Raw genomic sequence first — 21926 nt, 5'->3', positions numbered from 1 at the left:
GACGAGAATGGCGAGCACGCAAATGAAGGTCCACCGTTTCCTCTTCGACCGCAACTTCGCGGCGGTCGAGCTTCCGGAAGAGGAAGAGGTCGAGGAGGTCATCGAGCCGGTCGAGCCGACGATGACGCTGGCCGAGCACAAGGCGCTGCTGGCCATCGCCGAGCAGGCGGCGTTCCAGCGCGGGCGGGCCGAGGCGCTGGGCGAGCGCCAGCAGAGCGAGGAAAGCCGCCTTGCCGACGAGGCCGAGCGCCTGGCCGAATCCGTTTCGGCGCTGATCGGCCAGCTCGATGTCGAGCAGGCGCGGCACGAGAAGGATGCGGTGGCCCTGGCCTTTCTGGTGGCGCGGCGGATCTGCGCCCACCTGATCGCCCGCGAGCCGCTGGGCGAGGTGATCGCGCTGATCTCGGAGTGCCTGGGCCCGCTGCGCCGGGCACCGCATCTGGTGATCCGGGTCCGCGACAGCGATCTGGCGGACCTGAAGCCGCGGCTCGACCCGCTGGTCGCGGAAAAGGGCTTCGACGGGCGGCTGGTGCTGCTCGGCGAGCCGGACATCGCCGCCGGAGACTGCCGCATCGAATGGGCGGACGGGGGCATCGTGCGCGACCGCAAGGCGATCGAGCGGCAGGTCGATCAGGCCGCCAAGCGCTACTTCGAAGGCCGGCGCGCCGGCAAGGGGCACAAAGCGGCCCTCAACCAGGAGACCGCCGAGGAGCGGAGTGACGGATGAGCGATACCAACGAAGTGCAGGAAACCGGCTTCCAGCTCACCGACATGGAAGCGCAGGACGCCCCCCGCGAGGGCGAGCGCGACCATTCGCAGGCCCGCAGCGCCGCCGATCTGGAGGCGGTGTTCGACGTTCCGGTGCAGATCTCGGCCGTGCTCGGACACTCGCGCATGCATGTGTCGGAGCTGCTGCGGCTGGCGCCGGGCACGGTGCTGAAGCTCGACCGCAAGGTCGGCGAGGCCATCGACATCTACGTGAACGACCGGCTGGTGGCACGCGGCGAAGTCGTCCTCGTCGAGGACAAGCTCGGCGTGACCATGACGGAAATCATCAAGTCCGATCGCTGATCGGAACAGGAGAAGACCCATGCGACTGTTGATCGTCGGCACGCTGGAAGGCCAGCTGATCACCGCCTCGAAGATCGCCATGGACCGCGGCGCCTCCGTCACCCATGCGGCGACCATCGAGGAGATGCTGAAGGTGTTGCGCGCCGGGCGCGGCGCCGATCTGGTGATGGCCGATGTCGGGCTGGACATCGCTGACCTGATCGAGCGGCTGGAGGCCGAGCGCTTCCATCTGCCGGTGGTCGCATGCGGCGTGAAGACGGATGCGACGGCGGCGGTCGGGGCGATCCGCGCCGGCGCCAAGGAATACATCCCGCTGCCGCCGGATCCGGAGATGATCGCCGCCGTGCTGGCGGCGGTGGCGCGCGACCAGTCGAGCATCATCTACCGCGACCCGTCGATGGGGGCGGTGGTGCGGCTTGCCGAGCAGATCGCGCCGTCCGATGCCTCGGTGCTGGTGACCGGCGAAAGCGGCTCGGGCAAGGAGGTGATCTCCCGCTACGTGCATGCCCGCTCGTCCCGCGCCAACCGTCCGTTCATCTCCATCAACTGCGCGGCGATCCCCGAGCAGCTGCTGGAATCTGAGTTGTTCGGCCATGAGAAGGGCGCCTTCACCGGCGCCATCGCCCGGCGCATCGGCAAGTTCGAGGAAGCCAATGGCGGCACGCTGCTGCTGGACGAGATCTCGGAGATGGACGTGCGGCTGCAGGCGAAGCTCTTGCGCGCAATCCAGGAGCGGGTGATCGACCGGGTCGGCGGCGGCAAGCCGGTGCCCGTCGACATCCGCATCATCGCCACGTCCAACCGCGACCTTGCCGAGGCGGTGCGCGCCGGCACGTTCCGCGAGGACCTGCTCTACCGCCTCAATGTCGTGAACCTGAAGCTGCCGCCGCTGCGCGAGCGGCCGACGGACATTGTCGAGCTCGCCTCGCATTTCGTCGAGCGCTATGCCCGCGAGAACGGCGTGCGCCGGCGCCCGATCTCGGAAGAGGCGCGGCGGATGCTGCTCGCCAATCCCTGGCCGGGCAACGTGCGCGAGCTGGAAAACACCATGCACCGCGCGGTGCTGCTGGCGATGGGCGACGAGATCGATGTCGACGCGATCCGCATGCCGGACGGCAGCCCGATCGCACCGGGCCGCAGCGCCGATGCGCGCCTTGCCGCCGATGTCGCGGCAACGGCGGAGGCGGTCAGCCGCGCGCTGGTCGGGCGCACGGTCGCCGACGTGGAGCGGGACCTGATCCTCGACACGCTGGACCATTGCCTCGGCAACCGCACCCATGCGGCGAAGATTCTCGGAATCTCCATTCGCACGCTGCGCAACAAGCTGAATCAGTATACCGACGAAGGGGTCAACGTCCCCGGTCCGGGCGAGGCGCGGGTCGCCGTCGCCTGAGGGCGGCGGAGAAGTGGTTCTGTTGACGGCCCGGGCGGGCCGCAAGCTGTGACGAAGGGCGTGGCATGAGCGATGTGACCGCAGGCGAGGGCAAGGGCGGCCAGGGGTTGGCCCCGGTTCCGGCATCTCAGCCGGCGCCGGGCGGCACCGGCGGCGGCAGTTTCCGCATGTCTCTCGGCGGGCTGAACCTTGCCGCTGCCTGGGACACGATCCGGCGCGGCGACATCGCGCTGGCGCTCGGCGTCATGGTCATCCTGGTGGTGCTCATCCTGCCGATGCCGGCGATGATGCTCGACCTGTTCCTGGCCATCTCGATCATCTTCTCCGTGCTGATCCTGATGACCGGCCTGTTCATCCAGAAGCCGCTGGAATTCTCGTCCTTCCCGACCGTGCTGCTGATCGCGACCATGTTGCGGCTGGCGCTGAACCTTGCCTCCACCCGCCTGATCCTGGCCAATGGCCACGAGGGCACGGACGCTGCCGGCGAGGTCATCCAGGCCTTCGGCAACTTCGTGATGGGCGGGAATTTCGTCATCGGCATCATCGTCTTCGCGATCCTGGTGATCGTGAACTTCGTCGTCATCACCAAGGGTTCGGGCCGTATCGCGGAAGTGGCCGCGCGCTTCACCCTGGATGCGATGCCGGGCAAGCAGATGGCCATCGACGCGGACCTGTCCGCCGGTCTCATTGACGAGGGGACCGCGCGCCAGCGCCGCCGCGAGCTGGAGGACGAGAGCTCCTTCTTCGGCGCCATGGACGGTGCCTCGAAGTTCGTCCGGGGCGATGCCATCGCCGGCCTGCTGATCACCTTCATCAACGTTATCGGCGGCATCATCATCGGCGTCGCGCAGATGGAGCTGAGCTTCTCGCAGGCGGCGGCCTCCTACACGCTGCTGACGGTGGGCGACGGCCTCGTGTCGCAGATCCCGGCGCTGATCGTCTCCACCGCCGCCGGCCTGCTGGTGTCGAAGGCGGGCGTTGCCGGCTCGGCCGACAAGGCGCTCGGCCAGCAGCTCTCGGGCTATCCCAAGGCGCTCGGCATGTCGTCCTTTGTGATGGCGACGCTGGCGATGCTGCCGGGCATCCCGATGATCCCGTTCCTCAGCCTTGCCGGCCTTGCCGGTTATCTTGCCTATCGCTCCGGCAGAACGCAGAAGGTGGCGGCCGAACAGGTGCGCATCGCCGAGGTGGCGGCGGCGGAGCCGCCGAAGCCCAGCGAGCCGCCGGTGACGGATTCGCTGAAGATGGACGAGCTGCGCATCGAACTCGGCTATGCGCTGCTGGCCCTGATCAACCAGAGCGCGGAAGGCGACCAGCTGACCGAGCAGATCAAGGCGCTGCGCCGCCAGCTGGCCTCCGATCTCGGCATCCTGATGCCGCCGGTGCGCATCCTCGACAACATCCAGCTGGGTGCCAACGACTATGTCATCAAGGTCAAGGAAGTGCCGGCCGGCAGCGGTCAGCTCTACCCGAACCACTACATGGTGATGGATCCGAGCGGCAATCAGGTGAAGCTGCCGGGCACCCATACGACGGAGCCGACCTTCGGCCTGCCGGCGACCTGGGTGGAGGGGCAGTATCGCGAGGATGCGGCGCTGCGCGGCTACACGGTCGTCGACCCGGCGACGGTGCTGGCAACGCACCTGACCGAGACGATCCGCGGCAATGTCTCCGAGCTCTTGACCTATGCGGACGTTCAGAAGCTGCTGAAGGAAATCCCCGGCGAGCAGGCGAAGCTGGTGGAGGACATCGTGCCCTCGCTGATCACCGTCTCCGGCATCCAGCGCGTGCTGCAGGCGCTGCTGGCCGAGCGGATCTCGATCCGCGATCTCGGCACGATCCTGGAAGGCATTGCCGAGGCGACCGGCTTCACCCGCAATCCGGCCACCATCGCTGAGCACGTGCGCTCGCGGCTGGCGCGCCAAATCACCGCGTCGAACCAGGCGCCGGGCGGCTACCTGCCGCTGATCGCCCTGTCGCCGCAGTGGGAGCAGGCCTTCATCGAGTCGATCGTCGGCGAGGGCGAGGAACGCTCGCTGGCCATGGCGCCGTCGAAACTGCAGGAATTCGTCCGTCTGGTGCGCGACGCGTTCGAGCAGGCGGCGCAGCTGGGCGAGGTGCCGGTGCTGCTGACCTCGCCGCAGACCCGGCCCTTCGTGCGCTCCATCGTCGAGCGGTTCCGCGCCCACACGACCGTGATGAGCCAGAACGAGGTGCATCCGCGTGCAAGGCTGAAGACGGTCGGATCGGTGTAACGAAAAAGCGCCCCGCAAGCGGAGCGCCGGAAACGCGATCGGGTATCGGGGGACCGGCGATCAGACGGTGACGTCGACGCCTTCGGTCTTCTTCTCGTCGGTTTTGCTGTCGGACTTGGCGAGATCGAGAGTTTCGATGGCCTTGTCGATGCCCTCGTTCTGCTCGGCGATCTTGGCCTGGGCGGCCTTCTTCACCCGGGCCGCGACGTTGTTGAACAGCATCTCGGTGGCGGTCTGGGTCTCGCTGACGCCGACGGAGAAGACGTTGCTCGCAACGGCCTGCTGATTCAGAAACTTCTGGGAATGGGCCTTCTGCTTGGCCTTCCACTGCTGGATCTGCTGATAGCCGGACACCTTCTTGGTGCTGCCATAGCCGCCGCCAAAAGATTTTCCGATGAGAGGCATGGCGGTGGAATGAGGTCCCTGAGCCTGTGCGAGTGCGAGATGTTCGGGACCAGTCTCGCCGCAATCCGGTTAACAAAGTCTTAGCAAAAAACCTGCCGTATCGGCACTTTGTTGCGGAATGCGACCCCGGGGAGCGCGGCCCGACCCTCAGGCCGGGACCTGCTGGGTGATGCAGTGGATGTTGCCGCCGCCGAGCAGCACCTCGCGCCCCGGCACGCCGACGATCTCGCGGCCCGGAAACAGCTCCGCAAGAATGGCGGCGGCCTGCGTGTCGGTCCGCTCGTCGAGCAGGGGAAACACCACGCGCGTGTTGGCGATGTAGAAATTGGCGTAGCTGCCGGCCAGCCGCTCGCCGGCGCTGCGGGCCATGCCGTTGTCGCCGGCGGCGATGCCGGCTGCTTCCTGCGCGCTCATGTGAAGCGGGCCGGGCATGGGCAGGCGCACGATGCGCAAGGGGTGGCCGCGCGCATCGCGGCAGGCGGAAAGATGCTCCAGCGCCTCGGCCGAGCGTTCGTATTGCGGGTCGCCCTTGTCGTCCGTCCAGGTGAGTGCGACGGTGCCCGGCGCGCAGACATGCAGCAGGTTGTCGACATGGCCGTCGGTCTCGTCGAGATGGACGCCGCGCGGCAGCCAGACGACGGTGGTGGCGCCGAGCCAGTCCTTCAGCCCCTGTTCGATTTCAGCTCTGGTCATCTGCGGATTGCGGCCCGCCGACAGCAGGCATTCGGCGGTGGTGAAGACCGTGCCCTCGCCATCGACATGGATGGCGCCGCCCTCCAGCACGAAGGGCGCGCGGTAGCGCTCGACCCCTTCCACCTCGGCAATGCGCGCGGCCATGGCATCGTCCAGGTCCCAGGGAGAGTAGAGGCCGTTCACCTCGCCGCCCCAGGCGTTGAAGCGCCAGTCCCCGGCGCGGATCTTGCCGCCCGGACCGGTGAGGAAGGTCGGCCCGATGTCGCGCATCCAGCAATCGTTTGACGGAATGTCGAGGATGCGGATGCCGGCGGGCAGCAGGGCCTGCGCACTCTCGCGCCCTTGCGCCGAGGAGACTGTCACGGTGACCGGATCGCTGGCGTGGATCGCAGCGGCAATCGCCGCGAAGGCACGGCGGGCGGGGCCGGCGCCCTCGCGCCAGTTGTCGGGCCGCTCCGGCCAGGCCATCCAGCAGCCGGAATGGGGCGCGAACTCGCCGGGCATGCGGAAGCCGTCGGCGGCGGGCAGCGAGGCGAGCGGTGCGCTCATGCGCGAGGGCCCTTGGGGGTGGCGCCGTCGAGGCTGGCGATCGGGCCGTAAAGCTCCGGCCTCCGGTCGCGGAAGACGCCCCATGAGGCGCGTAAGGCGGCGAGCGCGTCGAGATCGAACGTGTGCAGCAGGATGCTCTCGGAGGTGCGGTCGGCCTCCGCGACCTTGGCGCCGGTGGCATCGGCGATGAAGGAGGAGCCGTAGAAGGTCAGCTGCGTGCCGCTGCGCCCCGGCTCGGTGCCGATGCGGTTGGAGGCGACCAGCGGCATCAGGTTGGCGCCGGCATGGCCTTGCATGACGCGCTGCCAGTGGGCGGCGGAATCCCACTGCGGGTCCAGCAGCTCCGAGCCGATGGCGGTGGGGAAGAACAGCATTTCGGCGCCCATCAGCGCCATGGCGCGGGCGGTCTCGGGAAACCACTGGTCCCAGCAGATGCCGACGCCGATGCGCCCGAACCGGGTGGACCAGACGCGAAAGCCGGTGTCGCCGGGAGAGAAGTAATACTTCTCCTGATAGCCCGAGCCCTGCGGGATGTGGCTCTTGCGGTAGATGCCGAGGTTGGTGCCGTCCGCATCGACGATGGCGATGGAGTTGAACCGCGCCTGGCCGGCGAGCTCGTAGAAGCTGACCGGAATGACGATGCCGAGCTCGGCGGCCAGCGCCTGCATGCGCGTGATCGCGGGATGGTCCTCGGCGGGTTCCGCGTGCAGCAGCAGGTCGGGCGCCTCGTCCTGACAGAAATAAGGGGTCTCAAACAGCTCCTGCGGCAGCACGATATTGGCGCCGCTGGTCGCCGCCTTGCGGATCAGGCTCTCCATGCGGGCGAGATTGTCCTGCCGGTCGGGGCTGCAGGCCATCTGCAGGGCGGCTAGGGTGACCTGTCTCATCGAGGCTCCTTTGGCGGGCGGCGCTTTCGCGAGGGAGCCTAGCGCAAGGTGGTGCCCCGCGCCAACGCGGGGCGCTTGATCGCCGGGGCGGGACGGATTACCTCAAGCCGTGCCGCATCGCAGCGCGTAAGGAGCGAGAATGACGTCGTCGATCACCGTTGACCTGTCGGGCTATACCGACCTGCCGGCCGGCAAGGTCGCGACCATCGTCACCTATCTGGAGATGCACGCCCGCCCGCTGCCGCGCCGGGCCGAGCGGCCGGATCTGTCGCTGGAGCGGATCGAGCATCCGGACCCGACCGAATATCGTGCCCTGTTCCGCCGGATCGGCGACGAGTGGCTGTGGTTCGGGCGGCTGACCGGGAGCGATGCGGATCTCGTCGCCGACCTGACGCGGCCGGGGCACGAGGTCTATTTCTGCCGAAAGGGCCGCGGCGGCGAGCCGGTCGGCCTGCTGGAACTGGATTTCAGCAACCCGGCCGACGTGGAGCTGGCCTATTTCGGGCTGGTCGCGGAGGAAATCGGCAACGGCGCGGGACGCTGGCTGATGAACGAGGCGCTGTCGCAGGTCTGGTCGCGGCCGCAGACGCGGCGGCTGTTCGTGCATACCTGCACCGCCGACAGCCCGCAGGCGCTGGGTTTCTACCGGGCGAGCGGCTTCACGCCCTACAAGCGGGCCATCGAGATCGCCGACGATCCGCGCCTTGCCGGCGTGCTGCCGCGCGAGGCGGCAGGCCATGTTCCGGTGATTGAAGGCGAGTGAGGGGGCGAGCGAGGCGGCAAGCGAGGCGGGGCGACGCCCCGGTCAGGGCGTCATGCGGATGACGGTGGCGCCCGTCGCTTTCAGAAGATCGCTCGCAGTTGTGGCAAACACTGCATTGGGCGCGCCTGCGGCCGCCCAGATCCCTTCGAATCGGGTAAGGTCCTCGTCGAGATAGACCTTGACCGGCGCGAGGTGCCCGAGGGGAGCTACGCCGCCAATGGCAAAGCCGGTGCGCTCGCGCACGGTGCGGCCGTCGGCCCGTCCGAGCTCTTCGCCGATGCGCTGGGCGACGGCGGCTTCATCGACACGGTTCGAGCCGCTGACCAGCAGCAGGACGATCTCGCCGCTGGACTTGCCGAGGAAGACGAGGGACTTGCAGATTTCGGAGACGGAGCAACCGCAGGCATTGGCCGCATCTTCCGCCGTGCGCGTGGAGGACGGCATCTCGCGGATCTCGATGGTGAGGCCGGCCTCCGCGGCGGCCTGGCGGACGCGGTCTGTACTGCTTGTTGCCATGGAGAAGTCTTAATCCCCGTTAACCATGTCTACTTGTTTGTCCGTGGACGAATCGTGTTGAGCACCTGGCGATGCTGCGGTTAATGCGAGTCTATGGTACAAATTTTATTAAGGGTTCGTTTACCTGACTCGAATCGGAACGATGTATGACCAGACCGCGTGACAATGTAGTGCCGCACGCCAAGGTGCGCAGCCTTCGGGAGGCAATCCGGAAGGTCAAGTTCGCCGAGGTCGAGCGCACCGATGTGGTGGTGGAGTTGCAGGAATCGGAGCGGGCCCGTCTGGAACTCCTCGCCGAGGAGCTGCAGGACGTCTTCAAGGAAGTACCGGAGGACGACGACCAGTTCTCCTTCCAGATCGTGCCGGGCAACCTGCCGCGGCTGTGGATCGACATCACCAGCCACGTGGCGATGGGCCGCGACAAGCGCACCTATCGCTTCGTCAAGGACACCAGGCTCGGCCGCACGGTCATCCTCGAGACGCCCGAGCTCGACGACATGGCCGACTGCATCACCGAATACATCGCCGAGCGGGTGCTGGAGCGCGAGCGCGCGGTCGAGGGCGACTGGCTGAACAAGCGGCTGAAGGAACCGCCGCGCACGACGCAGCCCGAGGCCGCCGTGCAGCCGCAGCCGGCGGCACCGGCCGCAGGCACCGTTCCGACGGTGCGCGGCCTGTGGGGCCCGTTCGCGGCCTTTGCCATCGGCATCCTGGTCGGCGCCGCGGCGCTGGTCGGCTATGCGTGGTTCGCCAATCCCCTGAACTGACGCTTTCCCAACGGACAGCCTCCGGCGCAAGGCCGGTGCCCGGGACGCAGCCGCGTCAGCCGGGTATTTTCAGTTGGTGCCGGGCGATGGCCTCGACCCCGGCCGGTCCGTCGCGGCCGGCCGTCGAGGGGATGCCGCGCTCCTCCATCTCGCACTGCCAGGCGCCGGGCTCGCCGGAGATCGAGAAGAGATTGTAGCGGGCGGCCGGGCGCTTGCGGCCCGGACCGTTGGAGGCGGACGGCACGCCGATCACCGGCACGGGGCCGTTCGGCCCCTCGATCTGCGTGCGGGTCGCCAGATGCGTATGGCCGTGCAGCACCAGCTCGCAGCCGGCGCGCTTGACGGCGGCGCGTACGCGCGAGGCATCCGTCAGCCGCTTGTTCCACGAGGTGGCGCCGCTTTGCGGGGGATGGTGGATCAGCAGGACGCGGAACGCGCCTTCCTCGCCGAGGCGGCCGAGATGATCGCGCAGGCGCCGGGACTGGCCGCTGCCGAGGCGGCCGGTGGCGAACCACGGCCCGCTGGCCCTGGCGCTCGAGGCGCCGACAAGGGCGACCTCGCCGCGGCGGCGGATGAAGGGAAAGCCCTCCTGCAGCGGCAGGTCGCCGGTCATGTAGGGCCCCCACGCGTGCGCCGCGCGGCGCAGGGCGCCGGGCACATAGGCATCGTGATTGCCGGGCACGACCGTGAGATCGTCGGGGCGGCCGAGATCGTCCAGCCAGTGGCGGGCGGCCGAAATCTCCATGTCGAGGGCGATGTTGACCAGATCGCCGGTGACCGTGACGTGGTCCGGTGACTGGGCTTTGAGGTCGTCGAGCAACAGGTCCAGCCAGCTGGCGGTCATCGAGCGGGCGCGCGAGCGGTGCCAGTTGACGTAGCCGATGACCCGCTTGGAGACGAGATCGCGGAAGCTGGCATCGGGCATGGGCCCCAGATGCGGATCCGAAAGATGGGCGAGGCGAAACATGTGCCCACATCAGGAACAGGAGGGGGAGCGGTCAAGCAAAAAGCGCCGCGGAGGGTCCGGGCGCTTCCATCCGTCCCATGCGGACGGTGCTCACAAAGGCTCGGCGGCGGCGCGATGCGCGCCTTGCCGGGCGTCCTGTCAGTTGCTGCTGAACGTGGTCAGCACCGCGGCGATGCGCGGGTTGGTCAGGTCGACCGCCGGGCGCCACACATAGCGGCGACGGGCGAAGGCCGGGAACAGGGCCGACAACATGGGTCTCTCCTTCGAGAACGCAGCTTGGAGACGGGCTTCGTCCCGGCGCCCGTATCATCGGGCTCTCGTCCGGGTGCCGCTCCTTCGGCTGCGATGGCACAATTGGCGGAATCGGGCGCTGGAACAAGCGCGATTCGGGCAGTGCTCCCATGCAGGGCGCGCATGGTGGGTTAAGCAAACCTTGCGGTTCTGCCCGCCGGATGGGAAGCGGGAGCCATGGAAAGGGACACCGAGGCATGAGGCGAAGCCTGCCGGGCATGACGGCGCTGAGACGGCTGGCGCTCTCGCTCACGCGCTATCAGCGGGCGATGACGCTCGGTGTGCGCGTTGCGGCAACGGACGGGGAGGGGCGGCTGCTGCTGGTGCGCCACACCTATCTGGCCGGCTGGTACATGCCGGGCGGGGCGGTGGATGCGGGCGAGACGCTGGCCGAGACCGCGCTGCGCGAGCTGCACGAGGAGACCGGCGTGATCGGCGGCGAGCCGGTGCTGTTCGCCGTCTACCACAACCGGCGCAACCACATCCGCGACCATGTCGCGCTCTACCGGGTGGCGGTGGCGGAGGTGCCCGACGGCGCGCTGGCGCCCAATCGGGAGATCCGCGAGGCCGGGTTCTTCGCGCCCGATGCGCTGCCGCCGGACACCAGCCCGGCGACGCTGAGGCGCATTGCGGAGCTTTCCGGAGAAAGCCCGCCGTCGCCCTGTTGGTAGGATATCAGCCCTTCGGGAGGGCGTCGCGGCCATGCGGGCGGCCCAAGTCCAGCACCGGGCCGAGCGGCACGATGCCGGTCGGGTTGATGGTGTCGTGCGAGCCGTAATAGTGCTTCTTGATGGTGGCGAAGTCGCACGTGTCGGCGACGCCCGGGTGCTGGTAGAGCTCGCGCAGGTAGCCGGACAGCGCCTGATAGTCGGCAATGCGGCGGATGTTGCACTTGAAGTGGCCGACATAGACCGGATCGAAGCGCAGCAGCGTGGTGAACAGCCGCCAGTCGGCCTCCGTCAGCTGGCCGCCGACGAGATAACGCTGGCGCGACAGGCGGTCCTCCAGCCAGTCGAGCGCGGTGAACAGGGTCGTCACCGCCTCCTCGTAGGCCTCCTGCGTGGTGGCGAAGCCGGCCTTGTAGACGCCGTTGTTGACCTCGTCATAGACGCGGGCGTTGACCTCCTCGATCTCCGACCGCAGGTCTTCAGGGAAGAAGTCCAGGCCGCTGTCGACGCCGGGCAGGTCGTCGAAGGCGGAATTGAACATGCGGATGATCTCCGCCGATTCGTTCGAGACGATGGTCTGCGTCTTGCGGTCCCAGAGGATCGGCACGGTGGCGCGGCCGGTATAGTCGGGGTTGGCCTTCACATAGACCTGCCAGGCGGCCTCGGCGCCGGTCTCGGGTTCCGCTTCCGCGAAGGTCCAGCCGTTCTCCAGCATCAGGGGCTGGACCGCGGAAAGCGAGATCTTGTCCTCCAGGCCCTTGAGCTTGCGGAAGATCAGCGTGCGGTGCGCCCAGGGACAGGCGAACGAGACGATCAGGTGATAGCGGCCGCTTTCGGCGGCAAAACCGCCGTCGCCGCTGGGTCCGGGCGCGCCGTCGCGGGTGACCCAGCTGCGGAAGGAGGATTCCTTTCGCTCGAACCGTCCGCCGGTCGAGCTGGTATCGTACCAGACGTCCTTCCACACTCCGTCCACCAGCATGCCCATGTCGCGCGTCCCTTTTCCGTGTCGTTGTTCGTTCACGATAGGAGATGGGGCCATGGCGCGCGCCTTCAACCGCGCGAATGGACCATTCACGGAGAGTGAACGATTGTTCGGGCCGTAAAAGCGCTTTACGGTCCGGGCATTGCATGATACCGACCCCATCCGGTCATGATACCCATTCCAGTCACGGGATGCGGGTCGGGCCGAAACCGGTTGCTGCGGATGCCGAATGGCATGCCGCGAGAGCAGGACGCGATGAACAGGATCGAACGGCAGCGACGACGAGACTTGCGACGAGGCCAGCCCTCGCGCGTCGTCACACGTGTGCCTTGAGATCCGTCTAGAGCGTTGGGGATGAACCGGCGGAGCGGATCGAGGGCACAAGTTTCCGCCTGACCGTACCGATCACCGAGATCCGACCCATGCTCGCACTGTCCTGGCTTATCCGGAACGAACTGCCTTCCGACCTTCCCGCCATTCTCGAGCTGCAGGCCGAAGCCTTCGGCCCGGGCCGCTTCGCAAAGACGGCCTTCCGTCTGCGCGAGGGGATTGAGCACGACCGTCGGCTGAGCTTCGTGGGGATGAGCGGCGACGTGTTCGCCGGTTCGGTGTGGCTGACGCCGATCACCATCGGCGATGCACCCTCGCAGCTGCTCGGCCCGCTGGCGGTGGCACCGGCCTTCAAGAACCGGGGACTGGGCCGGCTGCTGGTCAACCAGGCGCTGAAGACGGCGCAGGCATTGGGCGAGAAGAGCGTGCTTCTGGTCGGCGATGCGCCCTATTACGGGCCGCTTGGCTTTGCGCCGGTGCCGATGGGGCGGATCACCCTGCCGGGGCCGGTCGATCCGGCGCGGCTGCTGGTCGCCAATCTGGTGCCGGGCAGCGAGATGCCGCATGGCAAGGTGCGCGGCGGCCGCGACGCGGTCGCGGCCTGATACGCCTTCACGCCCGATAGCGCGACCTGGCGCCCCCATCCCGCGATACCGCAGGCCCTGCGAGGGAGCGCGGCCTGCGAGGGAGCGCGGCCTAGCGCCCTTCGCGATACCACAAGAATGACACGCCGCCGAGCAGCAGGGCGAGGCCGAGCAGGCCCTGGAACAGGGGATAGCGGTCGATGCCGCGCAGGATGCTGGCTTCCGTGGTGCGGAAGCCGATCCAGCCGTCGCCGGCAAAGCTGGTCGCGCGGCGCATCGGCACCACCCGGGGCACGACGATCCGGTCGTCCGATCCCGCGAGGCGGCGGACGCTGCCGCCGGTTTCGCCGGCGACGGGGGCAAGCGTCTCCACCGTCGACAGCACGTCGGTGAATTCGCGCGGGTTTGGCGGGCCGACATGGACCAGCGCCTTGCGGGTGCCGTCGTCGACGGAATAAAGGCCGAGATCGGGGGCCGGGGCGGTGGCGCGCCACAGGCCGGGCGACACCTCGGTCGGGGTGAGGTTGCGCGTCTCGCCGCCCGGCAGGGTCAGCGTCATGTCGCCGACGGCCTCGCCGATGGTCTGGCGCTCGGCGACGACCTCTGGTCCGCGTGAGGTGAGGCGCAGGGCCTCTTCCTCCAGATCCGGTTCCTTCATCAGCCAGTGGGCGAGGCGGCGCAGCAACGCGACATGCGGGCCGCCGCCCTCGTAGCCGCGCGCCCACAGCCAGACATGATCCGACAGGAGCACCGCGACGCGGCCTTCGCCCTCGCGGCTGAGCACCAGCAGCGGCTTGTCCTCGGCGCCGGTCATCAGCGTCTCGCCGTTGCGGATGGTGGCATCGACCAGGCGGAACCAGCGGCTCCAGGCCGGCGGCTCCGACGTGGAGCCGGGCAGGGCGCGCGTCACCGGGTGGCGATTGCCGACCTCGGAAATGCCGGCGCGGAACGGCTCTTCGTAGATCATGCCGCTGGGCTCTGCCGGCAGGACCGGCGAGAGCGGCGTGCGGTAGATGCTGCCGCCTTCCGCGTAGTCGGGGCCGCCGGCGACGAGCACGGCGCCGCCCTCGCGCACATAGCGGGCGATGTTGTCGAAATAGAGCAGGGGCAACACGCCGCGCCGCTCGTAGCGGTCGAAGATGATCAGGTCGAACTCGTCGATCTTCACCGAGAACAGCTCGCGCGTGGGGAAGGCGATTAGCGAGAGCTGGTTGATCGGCGTGCCGTCCTGCTTGTCGGGCGGGCGCAGGATGGTGAAGTGGACGAGGTCGACGGAGGCGTCGGACTTCAGAAGGTTGCGCCAGGTGCGCTCGCCCGCATGCGGGCTGCCGGAGACCAGCAGGACGCGCAGGTTCTCGCGGATGCCCTCGATGGTGACGACGACCCGGTTGTTGATGTCGGTGAGCTCGCCGTCCAGCACCTCGGCGGAGAACTCGAAGATGTTGTTGCCGCCATGGGCGATGGTGACGGGAATGTCGATGCTCGCGCCGGGCTGGGCCATCTGCTGGGACACGACCTCGCCGTCGCGCCGCACCACGATGGGAACCCGGCCGCCGGAGCCTGTCACGCCGCGATCCTGCAGCTGCAGCGTGACGACTTGCTGCGAGCCGACGAGCGCGAATTTCGGGGCGCGGCCAATGGCAAGGCGGCGGTCGATCTCGTCCTCATGGCCGGTGATCAGCGCGTGCAGCGGCGCGTTGAAACCAAGGTCCGCCGCGCGGGCGGGAATGTCGTGCACCTGGCCGTCGGTGATCATCACCGCGCCGCCGATGCGATCCGGGGGGACGTCGGACAGGCTGTCGGCGAGCGCGGAGAACAGGGCCGTGCCATCGGCCGTGGCGCCGTCGCCGCGACCGGCGCGCGTCACCCGGACCTCGTAGCCGGGCAGGCCGGCGAAGCGCTGTTCCAGGGCGGTCAGGGCCTCGGCGGCGGCGCTGGTGCGGTCGGCAAGGCGCTGGCTCTGGCTCTCGTCGACGATGACGGAGACGACGCTGGAGAGCGGCTCGCGGTCCTCGCGCTCGAGCGCCGGGCCGGTCAGCGCGAGAAGCAGCAGGGCCATGGCGAGCGCCCGCAACGGCCAGGCCGGCAGGCGCAGCACCAGCGCGCCGACGACGAGCAGCAAGGCCGCCACAGCGGCGGCAATGAGCGCCCAGAGCGGCACGAGAGGGGCAAAGGAGAGGGACCAGATCAATGGATCGCTCCTATTGGCCGAGCCGTTCCAGCAATGCCGGAACATGCACCTGGTCGGCCTTGTAGTTGCCGGTCAGGGCGTACATGACGATGTTGACGCCGGAGCGGTAGGCGTATTCGCGCTGCATGGCATCGTTGGGAATGGTCGGGAACAGCGGGTTGCCGGCCTCGTCCACGGCCCAGGCGGCGGCGAAGTCGTTGCCGGTGATCAGGAGCGGGGAGACGCCGTCGCCGGCGCGCACCGGGCGGTCACCGGCGGTCTGGGTTTCCGTCGCCTCGACCCAGAGCGGCCCGTCGGCATAGCGGCCGGGGAAACTCTCCAGCAGATAGAAGGCCTTGGTCAGCACGTGGTCGGCGGGCACAGGCTCCAGCGGGGGAATGTCGAGCCCGTCGAGCACCTGGCGCAGGCGCAGCACCGACGGCGAGGTGCCGAAACCGGAAATCCCGGCCGAAAGCTGGTCGGCGGTGTCGAACAGGATGGTGCCGCCGTTGCGCATATAGGTGTCGATGCGTGCCAGCGCCTCGGGCGAGGGTACCGGCGTCGTCTCGGAAATCGGCCAGTAAAGCACGGGGTAGAAGGCGAGCTCGTCGGTCGCAATGTCCACGCCGACGGGCGCCTCGGGCTCCAGCGCCGTGCGGGTGGAGATGTAGCGGGTGAGGCCGAGCAGGCCCTGGCGGCTGGTGGCGTCGCGGTCCGGCTGGCCGGTGAGCACATAGGCAAGGCGGGTGTCGAGCGTCGCCTCCAGCGCTGCCAGATCGTCGGACGTGTCCTGCGCCCTTGCCGTCTGCGGCTGGGCGAGCGCTGCGGCAATGCCGGCGAGAAGCAGCACGGCCGCGCCGCGGGACAGGCGGCTGCGCAGCCCCTGCGCATCGCCGCGCAGCCACATCATCGCGATTGCGTCGGCGAAGAGCAGAAGCAGCGCGGCGATGAAGAGCAGCGGGCGCAGGTCCGTTGCCTCTGTCGTGGGATAGCGCGCGACCGTCGCGGCGCCCTCGATCGGGGCAAGATCGAGCGGCATGACCTGATCGAGGGAGGTGAAGAGGTTGATCGCGCGGAACGCATCGTCGCTGCCGTAAAGGCCGGGAGGATGACGGCGGCTGGCCTCGACCTCACCCTGGCGGGCGGAGACGGGCAGGGCGGAGGCCGGCGGCGGGCCGAGACGGCCGCGCCCGTCGAGCACGCGCACGGGCGGCAGAAGCACCTCTGCCGGTTCCTGCACGGTGCCCGAGGCGGAGGCGGTGCCGTTGCCATCGCCCCTTGCGCCGGAGGCCGAGGAGAGCGCCACGATCCGCCGCAGCATGGAGACGAAGGTGCCGGAGATCGGCAGGTTCGACCAGCCGGTGTCGGCGGTGACATGGAAGAGGACCAGCGTGCCGCGTCCGCGCGCCGACGCGGTGACGAGCGGCGTGCCGTCGGCCAGCGAGGCCCAGGTGCGGTCGGCAAGATCGGGGCCGGGCTCGGCCAGCACCTGCCGGTTGACCGTCACGTCGGCCGGAACGGCAAGGCGGGCGAAGGGCGAGGTGTCCGAAAAGCTTGCCAGCGGTTGAGGCTGTTCCCAGGACAGGCTGCCGCCCAGCGTCCGGTCGCCGGCGCGAAGGGGCGAGGGCACCAGATCGTCGGTGCCGCCGGCCATGCGCGGGCCGGCGAAGCGGACCAGTACACCGCCTTGCTCGACCCAGGCCGCGACCGCCTCCAGCGCGCCTTCCGGCAGGCGGCCGACATCGGCCAGCACGATGACGGAGACGCCCTGCTCGATCAGGTCCGGCAGGGCTTCGGCGAGGTTCTCCTCGCGCGGGCGGCGCAACTCGGCAAAGGGCGAGAGCGCACGCTCCAGATAATAAAGCGGCGACAGCAGCGGCTGTGCCTGATCGGCGGAGGCGCCGGAGACGATGCCGACGGTGCGGCGCTGCCAGCGGTCGTCGAGCAACTGCACACCGGCGGCGCTGTCCTCGCCGACCAGCTCCAGCCGGGCGACGTCGTTGCGCAGCTCGACGGGGAAGTCGAACCGGGCCGATCCTGTCACGCCGTCCTCGTCGAAGGAGGCATCCGTTTCACCCAGGGTGAGGCCGCGCATGTCGAGCGCGCGGATCGTGCGCGGCGTGGAGGACGGGGCGTCCGCGCGCACGGAGACGGTCAGCGCCTCGATGTCGTTGCGGGCATCGGCGAGCACGGTGGGCCGGCCGAGACCGGTCATGACGGTGAGCTCGTTCTCGCCGGCAAGGGCGCCGAGATCCGCGACGAAGCGCGCGGTGCCGGCATTCGCCGCGTCCTCGGCCAGCCAGACGATGGAACCGGGACGGGTTTCCTGCGCTGCCTTGCGCAGGCCGATGGTCAGCTCGCCCCGGTTGGCCGGCCAGGAGCGCGGCTCTAGCACGCGCAGCCGCTCCAGCGCGACGCGGGCGTTCTGAGGCACGAGGGGCTGGTCGGCCCCTTCCGCGGTTGCGGCGAGCAGGACCGGGCGGCCGGTGTCGGCGGCGGTCTCGACAAGCCGTTCTGCCGTGCGGCGGCGGGTTTCCCAGCCCGAGGAGGACGCCCAGCCGTTGTCGAGGACGATCCATAGGGGGCCAGAGCCGGAGGGTGCATCGGCAAGCGGACGCCAGATCGGCCCGGCAAGGGCAAGAATGATCGCGGCGGCCAGCAGCAGGCGCAAAAGGGTCAGCCACCAGGGGCTGTTGTCCGGCGTCTCCTCGCGCTTGTCGATATCGGCGAGGAGGCGTGCGGGCGGAAAGGAGACGCGGCGCGGGCTCGGCGGGATCAGCCGCAGCAGCCACCAGATCACCGGAAGCAGCAGCAGGGCGGCGAGCACGAGCGGCGCGGTGAAGCCGAGGGGCAGGAAGGAGCTCATCGGCCGGCGCCTCCCGGTCCGTGGATCGGAATGCCGCTGAGGCGGCTGTGCAGCAGCAGCATCGGCTCGGATGCCGGGCGGTCGGTGTGGTGGACGACGAAGGTCCAGCCGGCGCGGCGTGCGGCATCCGACAGCGCCTGCCGGTGCGCCTCCAGCCGGTCGCGATAGGCGCGCCGCCACTGCTCGGCCTTGCCGCTGGTCAGCTTGAAGCCGGTTTCGGGATCGCGGAACTCGGTGCGGCCGGTGAAGGGAAAGGTCTCCTCGATCGGATCGAGGACCATGACCACATGGGCGCGGGCACCGGTGGCGGCGACCTTGCGCATCCAGGTCAGCGTCTCCTCGACCGGATCGAGCAGGTCGCCGATCAGCACCACTTCCGAAAAACGGCGGATGTCCTCCGTCGGCGGCAGGCTGACCGGGTCGGCGAGATGCCCGAGGGAATCGGCGATGCGCTCGGCCGCGTGACGGTCGGCGGCGGGGCGGCGCAGGCCGGGCAGGCCGATGCGCTCTCCGGTATCGGCGAGAAGGTCGGCAAGCGCCAGCAGCAGCACGAGGGCGCGGTCGCGCTTCAGGACCTGCGACAGATGCGAGCGAAAGCCCATGGAGGGCGAGAGATCCGCCCAGAGCCAGACGGTGTGGGCGGCCTCCCATTCGCGCTCGCGGACATAAAGATGATCGTCGCGTGCGGAGCGGCGCCAGTCGATGCGGCGCACCGGCTCGCCGGCGATGAAGGGACGGAACTGCCAGAAATTCTCGCCGGTGCCGGAGCGGCGGCGGCCGTGCCAGCCGGCATTGATCGTCATGGCCACCTGGCGGGCTTCGACCAGCAGATCGGGCAGGGCCTCGGCGAGCGAGCGCGCCCCGGCCACGACCTGCGGCCAGGCGGCTCCCTGATGATCGTCCTGCGCCGCGGAGCCTGGCGAGGAGAGCGAGAAGCGCCCAAGGCCGCTCATGAGCCGTTATCCGATCCGGCTCTTGATGCGGCCGATCAGCCCGCGGATCGTCTGCCCGTCGGCACGCGCGCCGAAGGTCAGCGCCATGCGGTGCTGCAGGACCGGCTCGGCCAGCGCCAGCACGTCGTCGACGGAAGGAGCGAGGCGCCCGTCGACCAGGGCGCGGGCGCGCACGGTGAGCATCAATGCCTGGCTGGCGCGCGGCCCCGGACCCCAGGCGATCTGGCTGGTGATCTCGTCGTCGCTCTCGCCCGGCCGGGCGGAACGGACGAGCTCGAGGATCGCCTCGACGACGCTCTCGCCGACCGGCATGCGGCGCACGAGCTGCTGGCAGGTGACGAGATCCTCCGCCGACATGACGGCGGTCGCCTTCGCGTCCTGCGCGCCGGTCGTCTCCATGAGGATGCGCCGTTCCGCCTCGCGGTCGGGATAGTGCACGTCGATCTGCATCAGGAAGCGGTCGAGCTGCGCCTCGGGCAGGGGGTAGGTGCCTTCCTGCTCCAGCGGGTTCTGGGTCGCCAGCACATGGAAGGGGCGCGGCAGGTCGTAGCTCTGGCCGGCGACGGTGACATGATATTCCTGCATCGCCTGCAGCAGGGCCGACTGGGTGCGCGGGCTGGCGCGGTTGATCTCGTCGGCCATCAGGACCTGCGAGAAGATCGGCCCCTTGATGAAGCGGAAGGCGCGGCTGCCGTCGCGGCCCTGGTCCATCACCTCGGCGCCGAGAATGTCGGAGGGCATCAGGTCCGGCGTGAACTGGATGCGCCGGGCATCGAGCCCGAGCACGGTGCCGAGCGTTTCCACCAGCTTGGTCTTGGCAAGGCCGGGCACGCCGACCAGCAGGCCGTGGCCGCCGGCCAGCAAGGTCACCAGCGCGCGCTCGACGACGCTTTCCTGGCCGAAGATGATGCGGGCGATCTCGGTGCGGGCGGCGGTGATCTTTTCCATCGCAGCCTCCGCATCGCGGGCGACCTGCTCGTGATCAACTTCCGGTGAAGTGACGGCGCTCATGGTCGATTCATACCTCCTGATCACGCGGCAGCTGCGACATCGCTCGTTCCGCCGGGGCCGGCCCGCGGTTGCCATCCGCCGTCTCCCCGTTGCAGTCTTGCGGCGGGAAACGGTCCGGGACTCACCCAGCCATGCGGCAATGGTAACCCATGTCATGATAGGGTATGGGCCAAATGATGGCGGCGACAATGGGAGATGTAACAGGGATGACGCGAAGGCAGGCGGAGGACACGAGCACGATGCCCGCCGGACTGGCCGATCTCGTCGCCCGCGCCGGCAAAACGCGAGGCACGCCGCCGGTCGAACGCTGGAATCCTCCCTTCTGCGGCGACATCGACATGCGGATCGCAAGCGACGGCCGCTGGTACTACATGGGCTCGCCCATCGGGCGCGAGGCCCTGGTGCGGCTGTTCGCCTCCGTGCTGCGGCGCGACGAGGACGGGCGGCATTATCTGGTGACGCCGGTCGAGCGGGTAGGCATCACGGTTGAGGATGCGCCCTTCATCGCGGTGGAGATGCATGCGCAAGGCGAGGGGCGCGACCGGCTGTTGACCCTGCGCACCAATGTCGGCGATGTGGTGAAGGCGGATGCCGACCATCCCCTTCGTTTCGAACGGGAAGTTGGTACCGACGGCCTGAAACCCTATATCAGGGTGCGTGGGGGGCTGGATGCGCTGATGGCGCGGCCGCTCCTTTATGAGCTGGCCGAACTCTTCGAGGAACACAACGTCGATGGACGCGCCATGCTCGGCGTATGGAGCGGCGGCGTCTTCTTTCCGGCGGTTGCGGCCGGCGAGGCGAATATGGAAACGGGCGGGGCAGGGTGAGCCTGGATATCGAGCGGGAACGCAAGGAGCGGGCAGTGGCGGACCTGTCATCGAGCATGGCGCCGGAGATGGCCGCCGTGCTGGACAGTGCCCAAGCCTTTGCCGAGCAGGCGCGGCTGCGTCTTGCGCTTGCCGCGATGGACGAGGTGGGCGACCACATCCTCAATCCGGACATGGGGCCGTTCGCCTTCGCCAAGCGCCCGCCGCGCGATGCCGCGGTGCTGATCCCGGTGGTCGACCGGCCGGCCGGGGCCTCCATCATTCTCACCCAGCGCACCGATCACCTGACCAGCCATGCGGGGCAGATCTCGCTGCCCGGCGGCAAGATCGACCCGGAGGACAACGGGCCCATCGATGCGGCCCTGCGCGAGGCGAACGAGGAAATCGGCCTTGCGCCGCGGGCCGTGCAGCCGATCGGCGTGCTGCCGACCTATCTGACCGGCTCGGGCTACCGGGTGGCGCCGGTGCTGGGCCTGGTGTCGCCGAAAGCGGCAATCTCCGCCAATCCGGACGAGGTGGCGGAGGTCTTCGAGGTCCCGCTGCGCTTCCTGATGAACGACGTCAACCACCTCCGGCAGTCCCGGATCTTCGCCGGAAAGCCCCGCTATTTCTATGCCATGCCCTATGGCGAACGGTACATCTGGGGGGTTACCGCCGGTATCCTCCGTCTCCTCTATGACACGGTGTGCCGCTGATGCTGCGTATCATTCTCACTCAACTCCTGCTGTTTTCGCTGCCCTTCATCGGTTTCGCGATCTGGCTGTTCCTCAACAAGAAGGCCCAGACCTCCGAGAACTGGCGCGATGGGCCGATGCTGTGGCTGGTCATTGCCGGCGGCCTGCTGGTCATCGGCGGCCTGGTGATGCTGACGGTGCATGGCGGCCTGCCGGAGGGGATGAGCTATCGGCCGGCGGAAATGCGCGACGGCCAGTTCATCCCCGGCCGCTACGAATAGCCGGCAGCAGTCGCTGGGAGGCG

21 protein-coding genes are annotated in these 21926 nt (G+C 68.8%); 11 read left to right on the top strand and 10 right to left on the bottom strand.

The window, feature by feature from the left end:
- The first annotated feature begins 7 nt into the window (after positions 1–7).
- The 4 genes from ACVJ6E_RS12695 (at position 8) to flhA (ending at position 4719) form a co-directional block, all read left to right on the top strand.
- A complete protein-coding gene (locus tag ACVJ6E_RS12695; RefSeq protein WP_208996590.1) occupies positions 8–727 on the top strand; it encodes a FliH/SctL family protein in 720 nt (239 codons plus the stop codon).
- Positions 724–1071 (top strand): flagellar motor switch protein FliN, encoded by a 348-nt coding sequence (gene fliN / locus ACVJ6E_RS12690; protein WP_120266981.1) that lies wholly within the window; start codon positions 724–726, stop codon positions 1069–1071. The genes ACVJ6E_RS12695 and fliN overlap by 4 nt, the downstream gene beginning before the upstream one ends.
- A 19-nt stretch (positions 1072–1090) precedes the next feature.
- On the top strand, positions 1091–2464 hold the full coding sequence (flbD, locus tag ACVJ6E_RS12685) for a sigma-54-dependent transcriptional regulator FlbD (protein ID WP_120266982.1): 1374 nt from the start codon (positions 1091–1093) through the stop codon (positions 2462–2464).
- 65 nt (positions 2465–2529) lie between these two features.
- Positions 2530–4719, top strand: a complete 2190-nt coding sequence (gene flhA, locus ACVJ6E_RS12680; protein ID WP_120266983.1) for a flagellar biosynthesis protein FlhA — start codon at positions 2530–2532, stop codon at positions 4717–4719.
- A 60-nt stretch (positions 4720–4779) separates the two neighbouring features.
- On the opposite strand, the gene ACVJ6E_RS12675 is transcribed toward flhA, so the two are convergent.
- The 3 genes from ACVJ6E_RS12675 to aguB all read right to left on the bottom strand — a co-directional run bounded on the left by ACVJ6E_RS12675 (position 4780) and on the right by aguB (position 7253).
- Positions 4780–5124 (bottom strand): hypothetical protein, encoded by a 345-nt coding sequence (locus ACVJ6E_RS12675; protein ID WP_120266984.1) that lies wholly within the window; start codon positions 5122–5124, stop codon positions 4780–4782.
- 147 nt (positions 5125–5271) lie between these two features.
- Entirely contained in the window at positions 5272–6366 is a 1095-nt protein-coding gene (gene aguA / locus ACVJ6E_RS12670) for an agmatine deiminase (protein ID WP_120266985.1), read from the bottom strand.
- Positions 6363–7253, bottom strand: a complete 891-nt coding sequence (gene aguB, locus ACVJ6E_RS12665) for an N-carbamoylputrescine amidase (protein WP_120266986.1) — start codon at positions 7251–7253, stop codon at positions 6363–6365. The genes aguA and aguB overlap by 4 nt, the downstream gene beginning before the upstream one ends.
- A 139-nt stretch (positions 7254–7392) precedes the next feature.
- On the opposite strand from aguB, the gene ACVJ6E_RS12660 reads away from it, so the two are divergent.
- A complete protein-coding gene (locus ACVJ6E_RS12660) occupies positions 7393–8016 on the top strand; it encodes a GNAT family N-acetyltransferase (protein ID WP_120266987.1) in 624 nt (207 codons plus the stop codon).
- Positions 8017–8058: 42 nt separating this feature from the next.
- Here the strand turns inward: ACVJ6E_RS12660 and ACVJ6E_RS12655 are convergent, their stop codons facing one another.
- Positions 8059–8532 carry a YbaK/EbsC family protein gene (locus ACVJ6E_RS12655; protein WP_120266988.1) on the bottom strand — a complete coding sequence of 158 codons (474 nt, stop codon included), beginning with the start codon at positions 8530–8532 and terminating at the stop codon, positions 8059–8061.
- 146 nt (positions 8533–8678) lie between these two features.
- Here ACVJ6E_RS12655 and ACVJ6E_RS12650 point away from each other — a divergent pair, with 146 nt between their 5' ends.
- A complete protein-coding gene (locus ACVJ6E_RS12650; protein ID WP_120266989.1) occupies positions 8679–9299 on the top strand; it encodes a hypothetical protein in 621 nt (206 codons plus the stop codon).
- 55 nt (positions 9300–9354) lie between these two features.
- Here ACVJ6E_RS12650 and ACVJ6E_RS12645 read toward each other — a convergent pair whose 3' ends face one another.
- Positions 9355–10266 carry a metallophosphoesterase family protein gene (locus ACVJ6E_RS12645; protein WP_120266990.1) on the bottom strand — a complete coding sequence of 304 codons (912 nt, stop codon included), beginning with the start codon at positions 10264–10266 and terminating at the stop codon, positions 9355–9357.
- Positions 10267–10754: 488 nt separating this feature from the next.
- On the opposite strand from ACVJ6E_RS12645, the gene ACVJ6E_RS12640 reads away from it, so the two are divergent.
- A complete protein-coding gene (locus ACVJ6E_RS12640) occupies positions 10755–11228 on the top strand; it encodes an NUDIX domain-containing protein (protein ID WP_491676466.1) in 474 nt (157 codons plus the stop codon).
- Between the two features lie 4 nt (positions 11229–11232).
- On the opposite strand, the gene ACVJ6E_RS12635 is transcribed toward ACVJ6E_RS12640, so the two are convergent.
- Positions 11233–12210: a glutathione S-transferase family protein gene (locus tag ACVJ6E_RS12635; RefSeq protein ID WP_120266991.1), complete on the bottom strand. Its 978-nt coding sequence runs from the start codon at positions 12208–12210 to the stop codon at positions 11233–11235.
- Between the two features lie 419 nt (positions 12211–12629).
- Between ACVJ6E_RS12635 and ACVJ6E_RS12630 the strand changes: the two genes are divergently transcribed.
- Complete coding sequence (locus ACVJ6E_RS12630) at positions 12630–13142, top strand: GNAT family N-acetyltransferase (protein WP_120266992.1); 513 nt, start codon at positions 12630–12632, stop codon at positions 13140–13142.
- Between the two features lie 91 nt (positions 13143–13233).
- On the opposite strand, the gene ACVJ6E_RS12625 is transcribed toward ACVJ6E_RS12630, so the two are convergent.
- From ACVJ6E_RS12625 to ACVJ6E_RS12610, 4 genes are read right to left on the bottom strand one after another with little or no spacing between them, the layout of a single operon-like run.
- Positions 13234–15312, bottom strand: coding sequence for a hypothetical protein (locus ACVJ6E_RS12625; RefSeq protein WP_120266993.1), 2079 nt, complete (start codon positions 15310–15312; stop codon positions 13234–13236).
- A gap of 10 nt (positions 15313–15322) precedes the next feature.
- Positions 15323–18157 carry a DUF4159 domain-containing protein gene (locus ACVJ6E_RS12620; protein WP_120266994.1) on the bottom strand — a complete coding sequence of 945 codons (2835 nt, stop codon included), beginning with the start codon at positions 18155–18157 and terminating at the stop codon, positions 15323–15325.
- Positions 18154–19110 carry a DUF58 domain-containing protein gene (locus ACVJ6E_RS12615; protein ID WP_120266995.1) on the bottom strand — a complete coding sequence of 319 codons (957 nt, stop codon included), beginning with the start codon at positions 19108–19110 and terminating at the stop codon, positions 18154–18156. Before ACVJ6E_RS12615 ends, ACVJ6E_RS12620 begins: the two co-directional genes overlap by 4 nt.
- Positions 19111–19116: 6 nt before the next feature.
- Positions 19117–20121 carry an AAA family ATPase gene (locus ACVJ6E_RS12610; RefSeq protein WP_120266996.1) on the bottom strand — a complete coding sequence of 335 codons (1005 nt, stop codon included), beginning with the start codon at positions 20119–20121 and terminating at the stop codon, positions 19117–19119.
- A gap of 206 nt (positions 20122–20327) precedes the next feature.
- On the opposite strand from ACVJ6E_RS12610, the gene ACVJ6E_RS12605 reads away from it, so the two are divergent.
- The 3 genes from ACVJ6E_RS12605 to ACVJ6E_RS12595 are packed head-to-tail and all read left to right on the top strand — an operon-like array spanning position 20328 to position 21903.
- Positions 20328–20948, top strand: a complete 621-nt coding sequence (locus tag ACVJ6E_RS12605) for a DUF1285 domain-containing protein (protein ID WP_199680950.1) — start codon at positions 20328–20330, stop codon at positions 20946–20948.
- A gap of 35 nt (positions 20949–20983) precedes the next feature.
- Positions 20984–21643, top strand: a complete 660-nt coding sequence (locus tag ACVJ6E_RS12600; RefSeq protein WP_491676465.1) for a CoA pyrophosphatase — start codon at positions 20984–20986, stop codon at positions 21641–21643.
- The gene (locus ACVJ6E_RS12595) at positions 21643–21903 is read left to right on the top strand and encodes a DUF6111 family protein (protein ID WP_199680951.1); all 261 of its coding nucleotides are present in this window, start codon (positions 21643–21645) and stop codon (positions 21901–21903) included. The genes ACVJ6E_RS12600 and ACVJ6E_RS12595 overlap by 1 nt, the downstream gene beginning before the upstream one ends.
- Positions 21904–21926 lie beyond the last annotated feature (23 nt).

The sequence above is a fragment of the Stappia sp. G46H5W genome (assembly GCF_058448995.1).
The sequence above is the reverse complement of the archived record's forward strand: the minus strand, read 5'-3'. Positions and strand labels throughout refer to the sequence as shown.

Coding starts and splice junctions, on each gene's coding strand:
- ACVJ6E_RS12695 (WP_208996590.1), top strand. CDS start 8: ATGGCGAGCACGCAAATGAAGGTCCACCGTTTCCTCTTCGACCGCAAC.
- fliN (WP_120266981.1), top strand. CDS start 724: ATGAGCGATACCAACGAAGTGCAGGAAACCGGCTTCCAGCTCACCGAC.
- flbD (WP_120266982.1), top strand. CDS start 1,091: ATGCGACTGTTGATCGTCGGCACGCTGGAAGGCCAGCTGATCACCGCC.
- flhA (WP_120266983.1), top strand. CDS start 2,530: ATGAGCGATGTGACCGCAGGCGAGGGCAAGGGCGGCCAGGGGTTGGCC.
- ACVJ6E_RS12675 (WP_120266984.1), bottom strand. CDS start 5,124: ATGCCTCTCATCGGAAAATCTTTTGGCGGCGGCTATGGCAGCACCAAG.
- aguA (WP_120266985.1), bottom strand. CDS start 6,366: ATGAGCGCACCGCTCGCCTCGCTGCCCGCCGCCGACGGCTTCCGCATG.
- aguB (WP_120266986.1), bottom strand. CDS start 7,253: ATGAGACAGGTCACCCTAGCCGCCCTGCAGATGGCCTGCAGCCCCGAC.
- ACVJ6E_RS12660 (WP_120266987.1), top strand. CDS start 7,393: ATGACGTCGTCGATCACCGTTGACCTGTCGGGCTATACCGACCTGCCG.
- ACVJ6E_RS12655 (WP_120266988.1), bottom strand. CDS start 8,532: ATGGCAACAAGCAGTACAGACCGCGTCCGCCAGGCCGCCGCGGAGGCC.
- ACVJ6E_RS12650 (WP_120266989.1), top strand. CDS start 8,679: ATGACCAGACCGCGTGACAATGTAGTGCCGCACGCCAAGGTGCGCAGC.
- ACVJ6E_RS12645 (WP_120266990.1), bottom strand. CDS start 10,266: ATGTTTCGCCTCGCCCATCTTTCGGATCCGCATCTGGGGCCCATGCCC.
- ACVJ6E_RS12640 (WP_491676466.1), top strand. CDS start 10,755: ATGAGGCGAAGCCTGCCGGGCATGACGGCGCTGAGACGGCTGGCGCTC.
- ACVJ6E_RS12635 (WP_120266991.1), bottom strand. CDS start 12,210: ATGGGCATGCTGGTGGACGGAGTGTGGAAGGACGTCTGGTACGATACC.
- ACVJ6E_RS12630 (WP_120266992.1), top strand. CDS start 12,630: ATGCTCGCACTGTCCTGGCTTATCCGGAACGAACTGCCTTCCGACCTT.
- ACVJ6E_RS12620 (WP_120266994.1), bottom strand. CDS start 18,157: ATGAGCTCCTTCCTGCCCCTCGGCTTCACCGCGCCGCTCGTGCTCGCC.
- ACVJ6E_RS12615 (WP_120266995.1), bottom strand. CDS start 19,110: ATGAGCGGCCTTGGGCGCTTCTCGCTCTCCTCGCCAGGCTCCGCGGCG.
- ACVJ6E_RS12610 (WP_120266996.1), bottom strand. CDS start 20,121: ATGAGCGCCGTCACTTCACCGGAAGTTGATCACGAGCAGGTCGCCCGC.
- ACVJ6E_RS12605 (WP_199680950.1), top strand. CDS start 20,328: ATGACGCGAAGGCAGGCGGAGGACACGAGCACGATGCCCGCCGGACTG.
- ACVJ6E_RS12595 (WP_199680951.1), top strand. CDS start 21,643: ATGCTGCGTATCATTCTCACTCAACTCCTGCTGTTTTCGCTGCCCTTC.